Below are 16,697 nucleotides of genomic sequence, written 5' to 3'. Positions count from 1 at the left end.
CCTGCTGGGCGGAGGTATTCGGGCCGCTGCTCGCCGGCCGGGCGGAGGTATCTGGGCCGCTGCTCGCCTGCTGGGCGGAGGTATTCGGGCCGCTGCTCGCCGGCCGGGCGGACGTATCCGGGCCGCCGCCCGGCGGCCGCCGGGTGCTCCCGGGCGTGCCGCACGGCGACCGTGCGGAATGGTCTGCCGCACGCGAACCACCGTTCCCACCCCCGCCCCCACGCGTTCACCCCCACCCGCCATCGTCCCGCAGGGGCAGATCCGCCCCGCGAGAATCGGAGGACTCCTCGTGCGTACCCCTCGCATACCCCGCCGCACCCTCCTCGCCGCCGGTGCCGCGACCGCCGCGGCGACCGCCCTCCCGGCCACCGCCGCCACCGCCGCGCCCACCCTTCCGAACGGGACGAGTGCCGACAAGGTGCTGGTCGTCGGGATGGACGGCCTGCGGTACGACCGGATCGACGCCGCCAACGCCCCTGCGCTGAAGGGGATGATGGCGAACGGCACGTTCGGGACGTCGCTGCTGTACGCGAACCCGATGGCCGCCACCTCCTCCGGCCCCGGCTGGTCGACGATCTCGACCGGGGTGTGGCCGGACAAGCACGGGGTGAAGGACAACGCGTTCGCGGGCAAGGACTACGCCCGCTACCCCGGCTTCCTGGCCCGCCTGGCACAGGTGCGGCCCGCGCTGTCGACGTACGCCGCGGTCGACTGGAAGCCGCTGGACGCGCAGGGCACGGTGACGGCCGGCGCGGACGCGAAGCTGGTGCTGGACGGGGACCGCGACGGATACGTGGGGCACGACGCGACGATCGCCGCGGAGACGGAGTCGGTGCTGCGGGACCAGAACCCGGACGTGGTGTTCGCGTACTTCGGCCAGACGGACATCGTGGGGCACAACAGCGGCGCGGGCAGCCAGGCGTACCTGGACGCGATCGCGGTGCAGGACGGCTACCTGGGCCGGCTGCACGCGGCGATCAAGGCCCGTCCGAGCTACGCGCAGGAGCGCTGGACCGTGATCGTCGCGACGGACCACGGCCACCTGGACGCCGGCGGCCACGGCGGCAGCGCGATCGAGGAGCGCAGGACGTTCGTGCTGGCCCAGGGCCCGGGGATCGCGGCGGGCGCGCGCCCGCAGGACACCCGGCTTGTGGACGTCGCCGCGACGGTGTTCCGCCAGCTCGGCATCGCGCCGGATCCGGCGTGGGGCCTGGACGGCCGGCCGGTCCAGGAGCGTTCGACGGACCCGTTCGAGGCCCTGCGCCCCGCGCTGGCCCCGCGCGTCGACGAGACCGGCATCCCTGCCGCCGTCACCGGCTTCACCCGCACCCCGCCGAGCGGCTGGTCGGTGGCGAACAACGCGATGGGCACGGGCGGGGTGACGGAGTGGCGCGGCTGGTCGTTCACGACCGACGAGTTCTGGTCGCGGACGCAGCGCGACCAGTCGCGGGAGCTGAACGTCCGCTCGCGCGGGATCTTCGCCGTCGCGGACTCCGACGAGTGGGCGGACAAGGCGTTCTCCGGACCGTACGACTCGACGCTGGTGACCCCGGCGTACGACGTGCGGGGCGCGAGCCGGGTGACGCTCGCCTTCACCACGCTCTACCGCCAGGAGGGCGGCCAGACCGCCGAGATCCTCGCCTCGTTCAACGGCGGCACACCCACCCGCGTGAAGGCGTACACGACGGACGTCCTCTCCCAGCCGCAGTCCGTGACACTGACCGTCCCCGCGAACGCCACCAGCGTGGGGTTCCGGTTCCGGTACACCGGTGCGAACAACTGGTACTGGGTGGTCGACGGGGTGACCGTCACCGCGACCTGACGCCGTACCCCTACGGCGCCGCCGTCCGAGAGGCCCACGCGGCGCGCTCCGCGTGGGCGAACTCGGCGAAGGTGCGGGGTGGGCGGCCGAGGACGAGGGAGACGTCGTCGGTGACGCGCGCGGCGAGGCCGAAGCGGCAGGAGGTGTAGAGGGCGAGCATCACCGCGGACTCGGCGCGTGGGGTGTCCTGGGCGCGGACGTGGCGCCAGAAGCGGAGCGGGCCGGGGCGGGTGTAGCGGACGGGGCGGGCCAGTTCGCGGGAGAGCGCGGCGGCGACCTCGGTGTAGGTGAGCGCGCGGTCGCCGGTGGGGGTGACGGCGCGCCGCACGAGCGCGTCCCCGCTCAGCGCGCGGGCGGCCACCGCGGCGACGTCGCGGGCGTCGACGAAGGAGGTCCGGCCGTGCCCGGCCGGCAGGACGATCTCGCCGCGGTCGCGGATGTCCGCCGCGTGCGTGGTGGAGAGGTTCTGCATGAAGAAGCCCGCCCGGACGAACGTCCACTCCACGTCGGACGCCCGCAGCCACTTCTCCAGGGCGTGGTGCGGGACGACCGGGTTGCGCTCGGCGCCCTGCAGGGACAGCAGGACCATCCGCCGCACACCGGCCCGCCGCGCCGCCTCCAGGGCGGGCACCATGTCCCGCTTGACGTTCCCGATCTGCGGCGGCCGCATCACGAACGCGGATTCGACGCCCTCGAACGCCGCCTGCCACGTCCCCGGGTCGGTGAACGAGAACGGCACCACCGCGGCCGGTCCGCCGTCCCCCGCCGCACCGTGGCGCGCGGCGCGCACCGGGACGCCGAGACCGGCCAGCTCCTCGACGACGTGGCGGCCCACCCGACCGCTCGCTCCGGTCACCAGAACGGTCATCCCCGCCTCCAGGGTGCGGCTCAGGCGCGCCCTCCCAACGGACGGGGGACCACCGGCCCCTCGGGCGGCGGCCCCGCGGCACCGGGCGCGCGTCGACGCACGTTCCTTCCCCGGAGACCGTGGCACGGCACGGTGCCGGACGGGAAATCCACCGAACGGCGGGGCGGGGCCGGCGGCAGGCGGCCGCAGAGGTCGCGGCGGCCCGGCGGCGAGGCCGGGCGAGGCGACCTCAGGTGCGGACGAGTTCCGCCGCCCCGAACGAGACGTTGAAGCGGTCGCACCAGATCGTGACGCTGGTGTACGCGGAGAGGTCGAGATCCGCCGGGAGCGCGTAGTTCTGGTCGCCCTTGTTGCCCTTCAGCTTGCCGAGGCTGCGGTACCTGCCGTCGTCGAACACGCTCCAGCCCGCCCTGCCCTCCTTGACGGGCGCGTCCGTGATCCAGACGTGCAGGTCGGGCCCGTTGCTGGTGTCCAGGCCCTCCAGGCGCAGGGTGCGCGAGCCGTCGGGGAGGCGCAGCACCGCGGCCGCTCCGGTGGTGCGGTGCTCGTGGCTGATCAGCTCGCCGGCGGCCAGGGTCTCCGGTCCGGCGGGCTCCTGCGAGGGCGCGTCCGCGGAGGCCGCGGGGGAGGCCGCGGCGGAGGCGGAGCCGGTCGGCTGCGCGGGCCGCGGGGTCGGCGTCGCCGCCGCGGGCAGCGCCTCCCGCACCGTCTCGTCCTGCCAGAGCTTCCACGGCTGGAACAGGTACAGCCCGACTCCCGCCACGACCACGGCGACGACCGCCCCGATCCACGCCACCCGCCTCCCAGGCCCGCGCATCCGCCCACTCCCGTCGTCCGTCACCCGCTGTCGATGCCGGGGCCAGTCAACAGCACGACACGACGCACGCGACCCCACGAAGGCTTACGAAAGAGTGACGTCCCCGCGAGGAAGGGGAGGGGTTCCAAGGCCCGGCGGGGCGTGACGCGGCCGGGCGCGGGTTCACACCGCCGGCGCGCCGCCGAACTCCCACGCGTCGACGTCCCGGTAGCGGATCACCCCGGGCCCGCGCCCGAAGTTGCTGGCCACCAAATGCAGCCGCCGCGTCCGCCACGCGAGCCCGTCGAACCCGGCGAGCCGCCCCGCGACGTCCACCACCGCCGACGTGTCGCCCCGCCGCGCCCGGGCGAGCGTCAGGTGCGGGCGCAGCGGGCGGGTCTCGAAGTCGATCCCGCAGGCCCGGATCGCACCCCGGACGTCGTCCGCGAGCCGGTGCAGCCCGTCCAGTTCGCCGTCGACGCCCGCCCACACCACCCGCTCGTCGAAGTGCCCGCCACCCCGCAGCGCGAGCTCCAGCGAGGGTCGGGCGGCCGCGGCGTCCGCCAGGACCGGCCGCATCGACTCCAGTGCGGGGAGGGGGAGTTCGCCCAGGAAGGCGAGCGTGATGTGCCAGTCCTCGATCCGGTTCCACCGCAGTCCCGGATACGCCACGTAGGCCGGCCCGAGCGCGCGCTCCAGCTCCGTCTTCGCCTCGTCCGGCGGTGCGACCGCGACGAACACCCGTACGGTCGGCTCCCGCGTCGGCTCACCCACGTCGATCCCCTCGCTCGTGCCGCGCCGGTCCGCGCGGCGGCGCGTCTAGGGTCGCACCATGAGCGACGGCACCGTGCGAGACAGCGTCCCGACCCGACGACCGCCCCGCCGCAGGCCTCGCCCCCTCTCGCCGCTCAGGGAGCACCTGCGGGACACGTTCTGGTTCGCGCCGACCGTGGCGATGGCGGGTGTCTTCCTCCTCTGGCTGGCGGCGCAGCAGCTCGACACCCTCATCGTGACGGCGCTGCGGCAGGACGGCGACCGCGAGACCCTCGCTGAGCTGACCGGGTTCGCGGAGGACGCCAAGACCGTGGTGAGCGCGGTCGGTTCGGCGATGATGACGTTCATCGGCGTGGTCTTCAGCATCTCCCTGGTCGCCGTGCAGATGGCGAGCGGCCAGTTCACCCCGCGCGTGGTGCGGCTCTTCGTCCGCAGCCGGATCACCAAGGCGACGTTCGCGGTGTTCCTGGCCACGTTCGTCCTCACGCTGCTCGTGCTCACCTCGTTCGACAGCGCCGCCAACCCGCGCACGGTGACGATCGTGCCGCTGGTGCAGTCCGTCCTCACCCTCGTCATGGTCGCGCTGAGCCTGCTGCTGTTCGTGTTCTACGTGAACACGATGCTGCGGCTGATGCGGGTCGGCCACGTGATCGCGCGGATCACCGCGGAGTCCCTGCGGGTCGCCGCCTCGACGCCGGTGTCGGAGGGCGACGCCGACCGCCCTGACCCCGCGACCGCCACCGCGCTGCTGCCGTACGAGGGCCGCGCCGGCGTCCTGCGGGACGTGAGCGTCGCCCGGCTGGTCCGGGTGGCCCGCCGCAACGGGGTCGTGCTGCGGCTGGTCCCGCGGATCGGCGACTACGTGGTGCCCGGTACGCCCGTCCTCGCCGTCCACGGCGGTCCGCCGCCGCCCCGCGTCGCGCTGCGGCAGACCGTGTGGGTGGGGGTGGAGCGCACCTCGCACCAGGACCTCGGCCTCGGGCTGCGCCAGCTGTCCGACATCGCGCTGCGCGCCCTGTCGCCCGCGGTGAACGACCCGACCACCGCCGTCCAGGCCCTGGACCGGGTCGTGCAGCTCCTCGCCGAGCTGAGCCGCCGCCCGCTGGACGCGGCGGTGCACCGCGACCGGCGCGGGGCCGTGCGGCTCGTGCAGCCCGTCCCGGGCTGGACCGCGCTGGTGGACCTCGGGCTCACCGAGGTCCGGCTGCTCGCCGCGGAGCACCCGCAGGTCTCCCGGCGCATGCTGGCCGGGCTCGACGACCTGCTGCGGATCGCCCCGCCCGACCGGCGCGAGCCGCTGCTGCGCCACCGCGACCTGCTCCGGCAGGCCGTCGAGAGCGCCGCGCCGACCGCCGCCGACCGGGCCTTCGCGGTGCGGCCGGACCGCCAGGGCATCGGCTGACGGCCAGGTCACGCGGCGGGTCCGGCCCCCGTCGCCGCGCAGGACGGCAGCGGGACGGCCGTAGGACGGGCGCAGGACGATGGCAGGCCATAACCCTCCGGTTCACCTTTAATCGGACTTAGGGGTGCCACCCGCCGCGGTCCCCCCGTTGCCGTCCGAGGGGTGCGAGAGATGAGAGCCGTCCGGCGTCTGCCGTTCACGACCGCGCTGACGGCCGTGGTCGTCGTCGTGGCCCTCGCCTCCCAGTCCCTGTGGCGGCCGGCGGAGGACCGCACCTGGTACCCGGACGTCGCCTACGGGCTGCCGTCGTTCGAGGCGAACCGCTGGTGGACGATCGCCACCGGCTTCTTCCTCGGCGAGCGGCCCGCCACGTACGTGCCGATCCTCTTCGCGGTCGTGCTCCTCGTCGGCGTGGCCGAGTGGCGCCTCGGCACGCGACGGGCGGCCGCCGCCGTCGCCGCCGGACACGTGCTGGCCGTGCTCGCCGCCGCGGGTGTGCTGTGGGCGGCCCGCAGCCACTGGGCGTGGGCCGGGGCGGTGGCCGGCGACCTGGACACCGGCCCCTCCGCCGGCGCCCTCGCGGCCCTCGCCCTCGCCACGGCCACCCTTCCCTCCCCGTGGCGCCTGCGGCTGCGCCTCGGCCTGTGCGTGTACGTCCTGGTGTTCTTCCTGTACGTCGGCGGGCTCGCCGACCTCGAACACCTCCTCGGCGTCGCCCTCGGGCTCGCGGCCGGGCGGCTGCTGCCGGTCCCCGGGCGGACGCCGTCCTCGGGACGGGTCAGCCGCCGCGAGTGGCGGCTGCTCGCCGTGGCCGGTCTCGTGCTGCTGCTCGTGATCAGCGTCGTGGTGTGGCTGGTCCCCGGCCAGGGGCCGATGGGCGACACCTACGGCATCGAGGGCTCGTGGGGGCACGTCGCGGTGCAGGCGGTGATCGTCCTGCTGCTCGTGGAGGGACTGCGCCGGGGCAAGCGGCTCGCGTGGTGGGCGACCGTCTGCCTGGCGGTGCTCGCCGTCCTGGTCGCCGCGCTCGTCGTCGCCGCCTACGCGCTGGCCGACCCGGCCGACCGGCGCGACGTCGCCGAGGGGCTCGGCGTCATGGTGCCCTCCGGGATCGTCTGGGCCGTCCTGCTCGGCGTGCTGCTGCGCGGCCGCACCGCGTTCCGCGCACCGACCCGGCTGCCGTTCGGACGCTCCCGGGCCTCGTCCCCCGACCGCGAGCGCGAGCGGGCCGTCGCCCTGCTCACCCGCCACGGCGGCGGCACCCTGTCCTGGATGACCACCTGGCCGGACAACCACTACTTCTTCGCCCCCTCCGGGCAGGCCTACGTGGCCTACCGCGAGCACGCGGGCGTCGGCATCGCGCTCGGCGACCCGGTCGGCGCGCCGCAGGAGCGGGCCGCGGCGGTGGCAGCGTTCGCCGCGTTCGTCGAACGCTCCGGATCGGTCCCGTGCCTGTTCTCCACCTCGCGGTCCGTCGCGCTGGAGGCGGACCGGCTCGGCTGGCGGAGCGTCCAGGTCGCCGAGGACACCGTCGTGCCGCTCGGCGGGCTCGACCTGAAGGGCAAGCGCTGGCAGAAGGTCCGCACCGCCCTCAACCGCGGGAGGAAGCTGGAGGTCCGGCTCGACCTGGTCCGCCTCGCCGAGCAGCCGCGCCCGGTCCTCGCCCAGGTGCGGGCGATCTCCGAGGAGTGGGTGGGCGACCAGGGCCTGCCCGAGATGGGCTTCACCCTCGGCGGGGTCGAGGAGGCGCTCGACCCGCACGTCCGGGTCGGGCTCGCGATGGACGAGGACGACCAGGTCCTCGGCGTCACGTCGTGGATCCCGGTCTACGCGGGCGGCGACCGGGTCCGCGGCTGGACCCTCGACGTCATGCGGCGGCGCTCCGACGGCGGCTTCCCGCCCGTCGTCGAGTTCATGATCGGCTCCGCGCTGCTCGCGTTCCAGGAGGAGGGCGCCGAGTTCGTCTCGCTCTCCGGCGCCCCCCTGGCCCGTACCGAGGGCGGGGACGCGCCGGAACTGCGCCCCTTCGACCGGATCCTGGACCAGCTCGGCGCCTTCCTGGAGCCGTACTACGGCTTCCGCTCGCTGCACGCCTTCAAACAGAAGTTCAACCCCGTCCACGAGCCGATGTACCTGGTCTACCGCGACGAGGCCGACCTGCCCCGCATCGGGGCCGCCCTCACCCGCGCCTACATGCCGGACGCCGACACCCGCGAGCTGGTCCGGGCGCTGCGCCGGCCCGCGACGCCGTGAGCCGGGCCCGATCCCGTGCGCGTCGGGCCCCTGAGCGTCGCCCCGCACGGCGCACTCCTATGATCATCTGACGCCCGGCGGCCGCCGGGCCGGGGGACGGCACATCCGGGGGCGGACATGACTTCACGACACCTGCTGGGCACGGCGGCGACGGCGGCCCTTCTCCTCGGGCTGACCGCCTGCGGCGGCCCGGCCGGGACGCCGGCGGGAAAGCCGGAGGGGCCGAAGGCCACGTCCGGCACGTCCGCCGCGTCGAGCCCGTCCCCGGCCGCCGCGAAGAACGGGACCGTCGGGGCCGAGGACTCCCCGTGCCCGCTGCCCGTCACCTTCGCCACCGCCCCGGGCTGGACCGCGGAGGCCGTGGAGACCCCCGACCTCACCTTCGGCCCGTTCACCCTCGTCTGCGAGATCGACGCCAAGCCGGCCGGCCACGTCGGCTTCCTGCGGGTGTGGACCGGCGACGGCGAGAACCCGCGCGAGGCGCTGGAGGCCTACCTCGCCGAGGACGCCCCCGAGCGCGAGGACGTCGAGACGGGCAACGTCCCCGTCGGCACCTGGGACGCGACCGAGGTCTCGTACACCGTCACCAGCGAGCTCGACGACGAGCCCAAGCGCGAACGCGCGCTGGCCTTCACGACCCCCGACGGCCTCGTCATGCTGCACCTCGGCGGCATGGACACCGCCGAGCACCAGGCGATGCTCCCCGCCCTCGACCTGGCAGAGCGCACCCTCCGCCCCACCGCCTGACCGGGACGGCCCGCGGCTCACCAGCTCGTCAGCAGCAGGTGGTTGACGAGCAGGGCGCCCCCCGCCTGCGCGCCCAGCCACCACCGCCGCCGGTCCGCCGGCAACAGGGCGTTCGCGGCGAGCAGGAAGACGGTGAACGGCAGCCAGATCCGCTCGGTCTCGGCCTTGCTCATGCCCGAGAGGTCGGCCGCGACCAGCGCGAGCAGCACCGCCAGGACCAGCCCGACGAGCCGGTCGGCCGGCAGCCCGCCCCCGGACCGCAGCCCTCGCACCGCCGAAGGGGCGCGGGCGAGGGTCCGGCGCAGGCCGGCGACGGTCGCGAGACCGACGGCGAAGACCGTCGCCGCGAGGTTGGCCCAGACGAAGTACCCGTACGGCCGGTCGCTCGCCGCCCCCTGGTAGTAGCGCTCGACGAGCAGGTGGTACGCCTCCCACCAGTCGAAGCCGAGGAGCGCGAAGACGAGCGGCACGACCACCGCCCCGGCGAGGAACGGCGGGAGCGGCCGCGCGGACCGGGCGAGGAGGAGGACCGCGGCGGCGACGAGGGCGAACAGGCCCAGCCCGTACGACAGGTACACGGTCAGCCCGGACAGCAGGCCCGCCCCGAGCGCGGCGGCGGCCGGGCGGCGGACCGACCGGGTGGCGGCCAGGGCGAGCAGGGCGGTCGTCCAGGCGGTGACGGCCGCGAAGTAGCCGTCGGCGGAGGCCCCGACCCACACCGCGCCCGGCGCGAGGACGAGGAACGGCGCGGCCCGGCGGGCCAGGGACTCGTCGGCCAGCGTGCGCACGGTGACCAGCACCGCCGCCACCGCGCTCGCACCGACCGTGATGCAGAACGCCCCCGCCCACCCGCCGCCGCCCAGGCCGACCCGGTCGAGCAGCACGAACGTCACGGTCGCGCCCGGCGGATGGCCGGCGACGTGGGCGGGCCAGTTGTCGGGGCTGTCCATCAGGATGTGCCCGGTGAAGCCCCGCAGCGCGGCCGGGACGTCGGCGAACCGGTCGATCACCCGCAGGTACTCGTTCTTCGCGGTGAGCTGGCCGGCGACGCCGCGCCCCCAGCCGTCGACGAGCGCCAGGGACCACGTCCACGCCATCGCCGCCCCCCACGCGGACACCAGCAGCGTCCGCCACGGCAGCCGCCGCGCGAGCCCCGGACCGCAGGCGACCACCGCCGCGGCGACGGCGAGCGCGGCCGGGGTGCCGGGCCCCAGGTGCGGGGACCAGCGGGCGCTGAGGGGCGGCCAGCGCAGGAACAGCCGGTTGTCGTCGCCGTTGAGGGCGAGGCCGACGCCGACGGCCGCGGCGACGAGCAGCACGGCGAGGGCGGCGGCGACCAGGTCGCGGCGGGTGCCGGAGCGGTCGTCGGCACGCGGCGCGCCCCGGGCGGCGGAGAGGTCGGGGCGCGTGCGGGGGCGGTCGTCGGTGCTCACCACGCCACGCTAGAGGCAGCGGCCGGGCCCGCGGCGGCGGGCGCGGCCGGTGTCACCGAACCGTCAGATCCGGCCGCACGTCCGCATGTCCGGATGGTCGACTGACCGCATGTCCGCACGGGCCGGACGTCGGGCCCGGTCACCACCGCGCCGGTGCGGGTCCGGCCGTCGCGCGCCCGGCCGTCGCGCGCCCGGCCCGGGTCGCCCTGAGCCGGCGTCGGTCGTCGCGCGCCGAGTGGCGGCCGTCCCGCGCCCGCCCGGGACGTCAGCGTTTCGTCATGAGTCGTACGGCGCTCGGCGCGCACGCGCGGCATAGCGTCGGGCCATGGTCCGCACCCCGCGCAGCACCCTGCCCTCCGACCCCCGCTTCTGGCGCAGCCCGCTGCGCGGACCGTGGTTCACCTCGGTGCTCGGTCTGGTGCTGCTGGCCGGGATCACGCTGGTGTTCGCGACCGGCCTGCTGTCCTACGCCGCGTACAACCCCGACCTGTCGCCGGTCAACGACAAGACCCCCGACAAGGGGCTGCTCGGCTTCTACCTCTTCGACTGGCCGACGGACCCGCACTGGCTCTACCGCCTCACCCAGGGCCTGCACGTCACCGTCGGCATCACGCTGATCCCCGTGCTGCTCGCCAAACTGTGGTCGGTGGTGCCGAAGCTGTTCGCCCTGCCGCCCGTGCGCTCGGCGGCCCACGCGCTGGAGCGGGTCTCGGTGCTGCTCCTGGTGGGCGGGGCGCTGTTCGAGGTCGCGACCGGGGTCCTCAACGTGCAGTTGGAGTACCTCTTCCCCGGCTCCTTCTACCGGCTGCACTTCTACGGCGCCTGGGTGTTCATCGGCGCGTTCGCCGTGCACGTGGCCCTGCGGCTGCCCCAGGCGGTGCGGGTGGTGCGCGAACGCGGCCTGCGCGACCCGGCCGCGGACCCCGCCGCCCCACCCGCACCGCGCCCGGCGTACGACGCGGGGGCGCGGCGCCCGGGTCCGTACGGTGGTGCGGACCTCGTGTCGCCCGATCCCGCCGAGCCGACCCTCTCCCGCCGCGGCGCGCTCGGCGTCGTCGGGGCCGGATCGCTGCTGCTGTTCGCGACCACCGCCGGCCAGAGCTTCGACGGCCCCCTGCGCCGCACCGCGCTCCTCGCCCCGCACGGCGGCGCGGAACCCGGGCCCGGCGACTTCCAGATCAACAAGACCGCCGCGGCCGTGCGCATCCGGCGGTCCGACACCGGACCGGGCTGGCGGCTGCGCGTCACCGGGCCGCGCGGCGAGGTCCGGCTCTCCCGCGACGCGCTCCTGGAGCTCGACCTGCACGAGGCCGCCCTGCCCATCGCGTGCGTCGAGGGCTGGTCGACCTCCGACCAGCGCTGGCGCGGCGTCCGCCTGCGGGACCTGGCCGCGCTGGCGGGGTACGCGGACGACCCGCCCGACGTCCTGGTGGAGTCGCTCCAGCGCCGGGGCTCCTTCCGCCGGGCGGCGCTGCGCGACAACCAGGTGCGTGACCCGCGCTCGCTGCTCGCCCTGCAGGTCAACGGTGCGGACCTGACGCCCGACCACGGCTACCCGGCCCGGATCATCGTCCCGGCGGCGCCCGGCGTCCTCAACACCAAGTGGGTGTCGGCGCTGACGTTCGGAAGTCTGCGATGAGCCGCCTCCGCAGGCGGTCCGGGGCGGGCCCGCTCACCCTGCCGCTGCTCGCCGCGTCGTTCGCCCTCACCCTCTACGCCGGGGTGCGACTCCTGGACGGTGGCGAACCGTGGGCCGTCGCCGCCTGGTTCGTCGGCGCGGCCCTCGTCCACGACCTGCTCTTCCTCCCGCTCTACGCGCTCGCCGACCGGGCGCTGGTGGGCGTCGCGGAGCGGACCGGCCACCGCGGTCGGTGGGTGAACCACGTCCGGGTGCCGGTCGCGCTCTCGGGGCTGCTCCTGCTGGTCCACTTTCCGCTGATCGCCCGTCAGGTGCCGCGCTACACGTCGGCGACCGGACTTCCCGCGGACGTGTTCCTGACCCGCTGGCTGCTCCTGTCCGCCGCGCTGTTCGCGGGTTCGGCCCTCTGGTACGCCGTCCGGGAAGTGCGGGTGCGGCGCAGCGCGACGAACGGGCGGCCGCCGGCCGTCCACTGAGCCACCGGCCGCCAGTCGCGGCCCCCGGCGTACCGGTGCAGGGCGGGGGCGCCGAGGCGGGCCCAGGGGAACACGGCGCCCGGCGCGCCCTCCCCGTCCTCGATGCGCACCTCCATCCGCTCGTCGACATCCAGCGACGAGGTCTCGGCGATCAGCAGCCCGCCGGGGGCGAGGACCTCCGCGATCCGCGCCAGGAGCGCGCCGGGGTCGCCGCCGATGCCCAGGTTGCCGTCGACGAGCAGGGCGGTCTCCCACCGGCCCTCGCCCGGCAGCGGCTCGAAGACCGACCGGAGCAGGGCCGTCCCGCCGAGCCCGAGGGTGCGCGCGACCGCGGCGTCGCTGACGTCGATGCCGAGCACCCGGTGGCCGCGGGCCGCGAGCGAGGCCACCAGGCGGCCGGGACCGCACCCGATGTCGAGCACGCTGCCGCGGCAGCGGCGCAGCACGCTCAGGTCGGCCGTGTCCGGGGCGGCGCACCAGCGCTCGACGTCCAGCGGCAGCACCTGCCCGTCGCCGCACCGCAGGAACAGCGGGCCCCGGCCGCGCCGCAGCGCCTCGGTGTAGGGGTCCGCGAGCCAGGGGGCCGACGCCGGCGCCGCGGGCCCGGTCGCCCGCGTGCCGCTCACCGGCCCCCTGCCGTACAGGACGGGTACGGCGACGGCTCGGGAGCGGGGACGGGCCGGGCGGCGGTGAGCCGGGCGTGCTCCGCCGCGAAGCGGCCCCCGGGTGCGAGCGCGGCGACCTCGATGGCGTCGGCCGGGGTGTCGACGTCCCGCAGCGGGGGCAGGTCGCGCACGCGCAGGCCCGCGTCGGTGAGGCGGGCGCGCTGCAGGCGGCCGGTCTCCGGCGTGGACATGGGCACGCCGCGCAGCAGCTCGGGGTCGGGCGCCGAGAGGCCCAGCGCCCAGAACCCGCCGTCCAGGGCGGGCCCGAACCAGGCGTCGCAGTCCCGCCAGGCGTCCGCGCCGGCGGCGGGGGCGAGGAGCGCGGGGGTGAGCTGCGGGGTGTCCATGCCGACCAGCAGCGCGGGACCCGCGCAGCCGCCGAACGCGGCGGCCAGCCGCTCGTCGAGACCGCCCGCACTCTGCGGCACCACCTCCACACCGGGCGGCACCCACCCGCCCGGCTCCCCGTCGAGCACGAGCACCCGGCGGCGGGCCGGCGTCGCGAGCACCGCGTCCAGCGTGTCGGCCAGCGCGGCGGCGGCGAGGGCGGCGGCCTGCCCGGGCGAGAAGTACGGCGTCAGCCGGGTCTTGACCCGGCCGGCCACCGGCGCCTTGGCGATGACCAGCAGCGTCCCGTACGGGCTCACGCGGCGCCCCCGTCCCGGCCGGCGGTCGCGGGGGCCGCGTCGGCGGCGGCCGCGGGGCCGGCGCAGCGGTGCCTCGCCCCCGTCGGCCGGAGGCCGCCCGGATCGCCCGTACCGGCGACCCGCGGCGCGGCGAGGACCGCGCGCATGTCGCGGACCGCGTGCCAGGTGCCGCGCCAGGTGCCCGTCACCTTCGAGCGGCCCTCGCGCGGGAGGTAGGGGACATCGCGCTCCTCGACGCGCCAGCCGGCGTCGGAGGCGCGCACCACCATCTGCAGGGGGTAGCCGCTGCGGCGGTCCGTCAGGTCGAGGGCGAGCAGCGCCTCGCGGCGGGCGGCGCGCATCGGGCCGAGGTCGCGCAGCCGCAGCCCGGTGCGCCGGGTGAGCATGCGGGACAGGGCGAGGTTGCCCGCCCGCGCGTGCGCCGGCCACACCCCGCGGCCCTGGGGCCGCCGCCGCCCGAGCACGAGGTCCGCCTCGCCGGCCAGGACCCGCGCCACGAACGGGACGAGAAGTCCCGGGTCCATCGAGGCGTCGCAGTCGCAGAAGCAGACGACGTCGGCGTCCGAGGCGGTGAGCCCGGCGTGGCAGGCCGCGCCGAACCCGCGCCGCTCCTCGCGCACGACGGTCGCGCCCAGCGAGCGCGCCAGCTCGGCCGAGCCGTCGGTCGACCCGTTGTCGACGACGACCGCCCGCCAGCCGTCGGGGATCCGGTCCAGGACCCACGGGAGCGCCGCGGCCTCGTCGAGGCAGGGCAGCACCACGTCGACGCGGGGGCCGCCCGCGGTGCCGGTGTCGTCCGGGGGAGAGGCAGGTGAACGGTTCATGCCGTGCAGCCTACGAAGGCAAAACGCCCATTCCGGGCTTCCGCACCTTACGAAATGCGGACGTCCCCGGGTCGGACCTGCCGCGGCACCCCCGCCGCGGGCGCGCGATGCGAGGCTGGGGCCATGCAACCCACCGCACCGGAACCCGGCCCGGCGGCCCCGCGCGTCCTCGTCGTCGACGACGACCCGGTGGTCGCCGAGGTCGTCGCCGGCTACCTCGCCCGCGCCGGGTACGACGTCGACCGGGCCGGGGACGGCCCCGCCGCGCTGGAGCGGGCCGCCGCGCACCCGCCCGCGCTCGTCGTCCTCGACCTGATGCTGCCCGGCATGGACGGCCTGGAGGTCTGCCGCCGGCTGCACGCCGCCGCCCCGGTCCCCGTGGTGATGCTCACCGCGCGCGGCGACGAGGACGACCGCGTGCTCGGGCTGGAGCGGGGAGCCGACGACTACGTGACGAAACCCTTCAGCCCGCGCGAACTCGTCCTGCGCGTCGAGTCCGTCCTGCGCCGCAGCCGCGCGCACCCGGTGGCTCCGGTGCCGGCCGGACCGTTGCGCGCGGCGGGCCTGGAACTCGACCCGGTGGCCCGCAAGGTGGTCAAGGGCGGCCGTGAACTCCCGCTCACCGTACGCGAGTTCGACCTCCTCGCCTTCCTCCTGCGCCACCCCGGGCGGGCGTTCGGCCGCGAGGAGCTGATGCGGGAGGTGTGGGGCTGGGAGTTCGGCGACCTGTCGACCGTCACCGTCCACATCCGCCGGCTCCGCGGCAAGGTCGAGGACGACCCCGCGCGCCCCCTGCTGATCCAGACCGTCTGGGGCATCGGCTACCGCCTCGACACCCCCGACCGGCCGGACGCGCCCGTCGCGGGGCCCGCGTCCGACCGCCGGGCCCGCCCGTGAACCCGTCCGCGTCCTGGTCCTCCGCCGCCCCGCCCGCGCGCCGCAACCGCCGGCAACGCTCGGGGGGCGACGGCTTCGCCGGCCCGCCCCACTGCCCCCGTCCCCTCCCCGTCGAAGGCTGATCCGTGCAAGACACCCTCCTCATCGCGCTGTTCGCCCTGCTCGGAGCGGGGGCCGCGGGGCTCGTCGGGGCGCTCGTCCTGCGGTTGCTGCGGCACCGTTCGCTCGTGGTCACGCTGACGGTCGTCGCCGCGGTGGCCGTCACGGCGATGCTGGCCGGGACCCTCTCGGTGGCGTGGGAGATGTTCCTCTCCCCGCACGACCTGAAGGTGGTCACCATCGTGGTCGCGATGGCCGCGGCCGTCTCGCTCGCCACGGCGGTGCTGCTCGGGCGCTGGGTGGCCGCGCGCAGCAAGGCGCTCACCGAGGCCGCCCGCTCCTTCGGCGACGGCGGCAGCTTCGCCGCGCCACGAGAACCGGGGAGCGCGGAACTCGTCTCCCTGACACGCGAGTTGGAGGAGACGAGCCGCAAACTGGCCGTCTCCCGGGAGCGCGAGCGCACCTTGGAGGCCTCCCGGCGCGAACTGGTCGCCTGGATCTCCCACGACCTGCGCACCCCGCTGGCGGGACTGCGGGCGATGGCCGAGGCGCTCGAGGACGGCGTCGCGGCGGACCCCGCCCGCTACCTGCGCCAGATGCGCACCGAGGTCGAGCGGCTCGACGGGATGGTCGGCGACCTGTTCGAGATCTCCCGCATCCACGCCGGCTCCCTCGTCCTCACCCCGTCACCGGTCTCCGTGTACGACCTCGTCGGCGACGCGCTCGCCGGCGCCGACCCGCTCGCCCGCGAGCACGGCGTCCGGCTCGTCGGCGACAGCGTCGACGCGGTGCCGGTGGACGTCGACAGCAAGGAGATGAGCCGCGTCCTCGGCAACCTGCTCGTCAACGCGATCCGCCGCACGCCCGCCGACGGCACCGTCGCCGTCGCCGCGCGCAGCGCCTCCGGCCAGGTCGTCCTGTCGGTGACGGACGGCTGCGGGGGGATCCCCGAGGAGGACCTCGACCGCGTCTTCGACACCGGCTGGCGCGGCACCCACGCGCGCACGCCGCCCGCCGGTGCGGGGCTCGGCCTGGCCATCGTTCGCGGCATCGTCGAGGCGCACCAGGGCCGCGCGGCCGTACGGAACGTGGCAGGCGGCTGCTGCTTCGAGGTCACCCTGCCGACGGCGCCCGCCTGACCGCTTCCGCTCGGTCGCGCCCATGTGGCCGCCCCGCCTGACCGCGCCCGCCGGACCGCGCCCGCCTGACCGCGCCCGCCGGACCGCGCCCGCCTGACCGCGCCCGCCTGACCGCGCCCGCCGGACCGCGCCTGTCTGACCGCGCCTGTCTGACCGCGCCCGCCTGACCGCGCCCGCCTGACCGCGCCCGCCGGACCGCGCCCGTCTGACCGCTTC

Annotated in this window: 14 protein-coding genes; 7 read left to right on the top strand and 7 right to left on the bottom strand. The window is 76.2% G+C overall.

Features of this window, described 5'->3' with window-relative positions:
* The first annotated feature begins 289 nt into the window (after positions 1-289).
* Complete coding sequence (locus ACFWEG_RS03210) at positions 290-1,822, top strand: alkaline phosphatase family protein (protein WP_387208589.1); 1,533 nt, start codon at positions 290-292, stop codon at positions 1,820-1,822.
* A 10-nt stretch (positions 1,823-1,832) separates the two neighbouring features.
* On the opposite strand, the gene ACFWEG_RS03205 is transcribed toward ACFWEG_RS03210, so the two are convergent.
* From ACFWEG_RS03205 to thpR, 3 genes are all read right to left on the bottom strand, one after another.
* Complete coding sequence (locus tag ACFWEG_RS03205) at positions 1,833-2,690, bottom strand: NmrA family NAD(P)-binding protein (RefSeq protein WP_387208587.1); 858 nt, start codon at positions 2,688-2,690, stop codon at positions 1,833-1,835.
* Between the two features lie 229 nt (positions 2,691-2,919).
* Entirely contained in the window at positions 2,920-3,507 is a 588-nt protein-coding gene (locus ACFWEG_RS03200; protein ID WP_387208585.1) for a DM13 domain-containing protein, read from the bottom strand.
* Positions 3,508-3,669: 162 nt separating this feature from the next.
* On the bottom strand, positions 3,670-4,260 hold the full coding sequence (gene thpR, locus ACFWEG_RS03195; RefSeq protein ID WP_387208583.1) for an RNA 2',3'-cyclic phosphodiesterase: 591 nt from the start codon (positions 4,258-4,260) through the stop codon (positions 3,670-3,672).
* A gap of 58 nt (positions 4,261-4,318) precedes the next feature.
* Here thpR and ACFWEG_RS03190 point away from each other — a divergent pair, with 58 nt between their 5' ends.
* From ACFWEG_RS03190 to ACFWEG_RS03180, 3 genes are all read left to right on the top strand, one after another.
* Positions 4,319-5,662 (top strand): DUF2254 domain-containing protein, encoded by a 1,344-nt coding sequence (locus ACFWEG_RS03190; RefSeq protein WP_387208581.1) that lies wholly within the window; start codon positions 4,319-4,321, stop codon positions 5,660-5,662.
* A gap of 171 nt (positions 5,663-5,833) precedes the next feature.
* Entirely contained in the window at positions 5,834-7,915 is a 2,082-nt protein-coding gene (locus tag ACFWEG_RS03185; RefSeq protein WP_387208579.1) for a bifunctional lysylphosphatidylglycerol flippase/synthetase MprF, read from the top strand.
* Positions 7,916-8,032: 117 nt separating this feature from the next.
* Complete coding sequence (locus ACFWEG_RS03180) at positions 8,033-8,662, top strand: lipoprotein (protein WP_387208577.1); 630 nt, start codon at positions 8,033-8,035, stop codon at positions 8,660-8,662.
* 17 nt (positions 8,663-8,679) lie between these two features.
* Here the strand turns inward: ACFWEG_RS03180 and ACFWEG_RS03175 are convergent, their stop codons facing one another.
* A complete protein-coding gene (locus tag ACFWEG_RS03175; RefSeq protein ID WP_387208575.1) occupies positions 8,680-10,095 on the bottom strand; it encodes a hypothetical protein in 1,416 nt (471 codons plus the stop codon).
* 325 nt (positions 10,096-10,420) lie between these two features.
* Between ACFWEG_RS03175 and ACFWEG_RS03170 the strand changes: the two genes are divergently transcribed.
* Positions 10,421-11,734 carry a molybdopterin-dependent oxidoreductase gene (locus ACFWEG_RS03170; protein WP_387208573.1) on the top strand — a complete coding sequence of 438 codons (1,314 nt, stop codon included), beginning with the start codon at positions 10,421-10,423 and terminating at the stop codon, positions 11,732-11,734.
* Positions 11,735-12,053: 319 nt separating this feature from the next.
* Here the strand turns inward: ACFWEG_RS03170 and ACFWEG_RS03165 are convergent, their stop codons facing one another.
* From ACFWEG_RS03165 to ACFWEG_RS03155, 3 genes are read right to left on the bottom strand one after another with little or no spacing between them, the layout of a single operon-like run.
* Complete coding sequence (locus ACFWEG_RS03165; protein ID WP_387208571.1) at positions 12,054-12,836, bottom strand: class I SAM-dependent methyltransferase; 783 nt, start codon at positions 12,834-12,836, stop codon at positions 12,054-12,056.
* Positions 12,833-13,522 (bottom strand): DUF2064 domain-containing protein, encoded by a 690-nt coding sequence (locus ACFWEG_RS03160; protein ID WP_387208569.1) that lies wholly within the window; start codon positions 13,520-13,522, stop codon positions 12,833-12,835. Before ACFWEG_RS03160 ends, ACFWEG_RS03165 begins: the two co-directional genes overlap by 4 nt.
* Positions 13,519-14,346 (bottom strand): glycosyltransferase family 2 protein, encoded by an 828-nt coding sequence (locus ACFWEG_RS03155; protein ID WP_387208567.1) that lies wholly within the window; start codon positions 14,344-14,346, stop codon positions 13,519-13,521. Before ACFWEG_RS03155 ends, ACFWEG_RS03160 begins: the two co-directional genes overlap by 4 nt.
* Positions 14,347-14,469: 123 nt before the next feature.
* On the opposite strand from ACFWEG_RS03155, the gene ACFWEG_RS03150 reads away from it, so the two are divergent.
* A complete protein-coding gene (locus ACFWEG_RS03150; RefSeq protein ID WP_387208565.1) occupies positions 14,470-15,243 on the top strand; it encodes a response regulator transcription factor in 774 nt (257 codons plus the stop codon).
* Between the two features lie 125 nt (positions 15,244-15,368).
* Positions 15,369-16,481 (top strand): sensor histidine kinase, encoded by a 1,113-nt coding sequence (locus tag ACFWEG_RS03145; RefSeq protein WP_387208563.1) that lies wholly within the window; start codon positions 15,369-15,371, stop codon positions 16,479-16,481.
* Positions 16,482-16,697 lie beyond the last annotated feature (216 nt).

It is taken from the genome of Streptomyces sp. NPDC060194 (assembly GCF_042728285.1).
Taxonomy (GTDB): domain Bacteria; phylum Actinomycetota; class Actinomycetes; order Streptomycetales; family Streptomycetaceae; genus Streptomyces.
This window is presented reverse-complemented; position numbering and strand designations above follow the sequence as displayed.

Coding starts and splice junctions, on each gene's coding strand:
- ACFWEG_RS03190 (WP_387208581.1), top strand. CDS start 4,319: ATGAGCGACGGCACCGTGCGAGACAGCGTCCCGACCCGACGACCGCCC.
- ACFWEG_RS03185 (WP_387208579.1), top strand. CDS start 5,834: ATGAGAGCCGTCCGGCGTCTGCCGTTCACGACCGCGCTGACGGCCGTG.
- ACFWEG_RS03155 (WP_387208567.1), bottom strand. CDS start 14,346: ATGAACCGTTCACCTGCCTCTCCCCCGGACGACACCGGCACCGCGGGC.
- ACFWEG_RS03170 (WP_387208573.1), top strand. CDS start 10,421: ATGGTCCGCACCCCGCGCAGCACCCTGCCCTCCGACCCCCGCTTCTGG.
- ACFWEG_RS03205 (WP_387208587.1), bottom strand. CDS start 2,690: ATGACCGTTCTGGTGACCGGAGCGAGCGGTCGGGTGGGCCGCCACGTC.
- ACFWEG_RS03200 (WP_387208585.1), bottom strand. CDS start 3,507: ATGCGCGGGCCTGGGAGGCGGGTGGCGTGGATCGGGGCGGTCGTCGCC.
- ACFWEG_RS03150 (WP_387208565.1), top strand. CDS start 14,470: ATGCAACCCACCGCACCGGAACCCGGCCCGGCGGCCCCGCGCGTCCTC.
- ACFWEG_RS03180 (WP_387208577.1), top strand. CDS start 8,033: ATGACTTCACGACACCTGCTGGGCACGGCGGCGACGGCGGCCCTTCTC.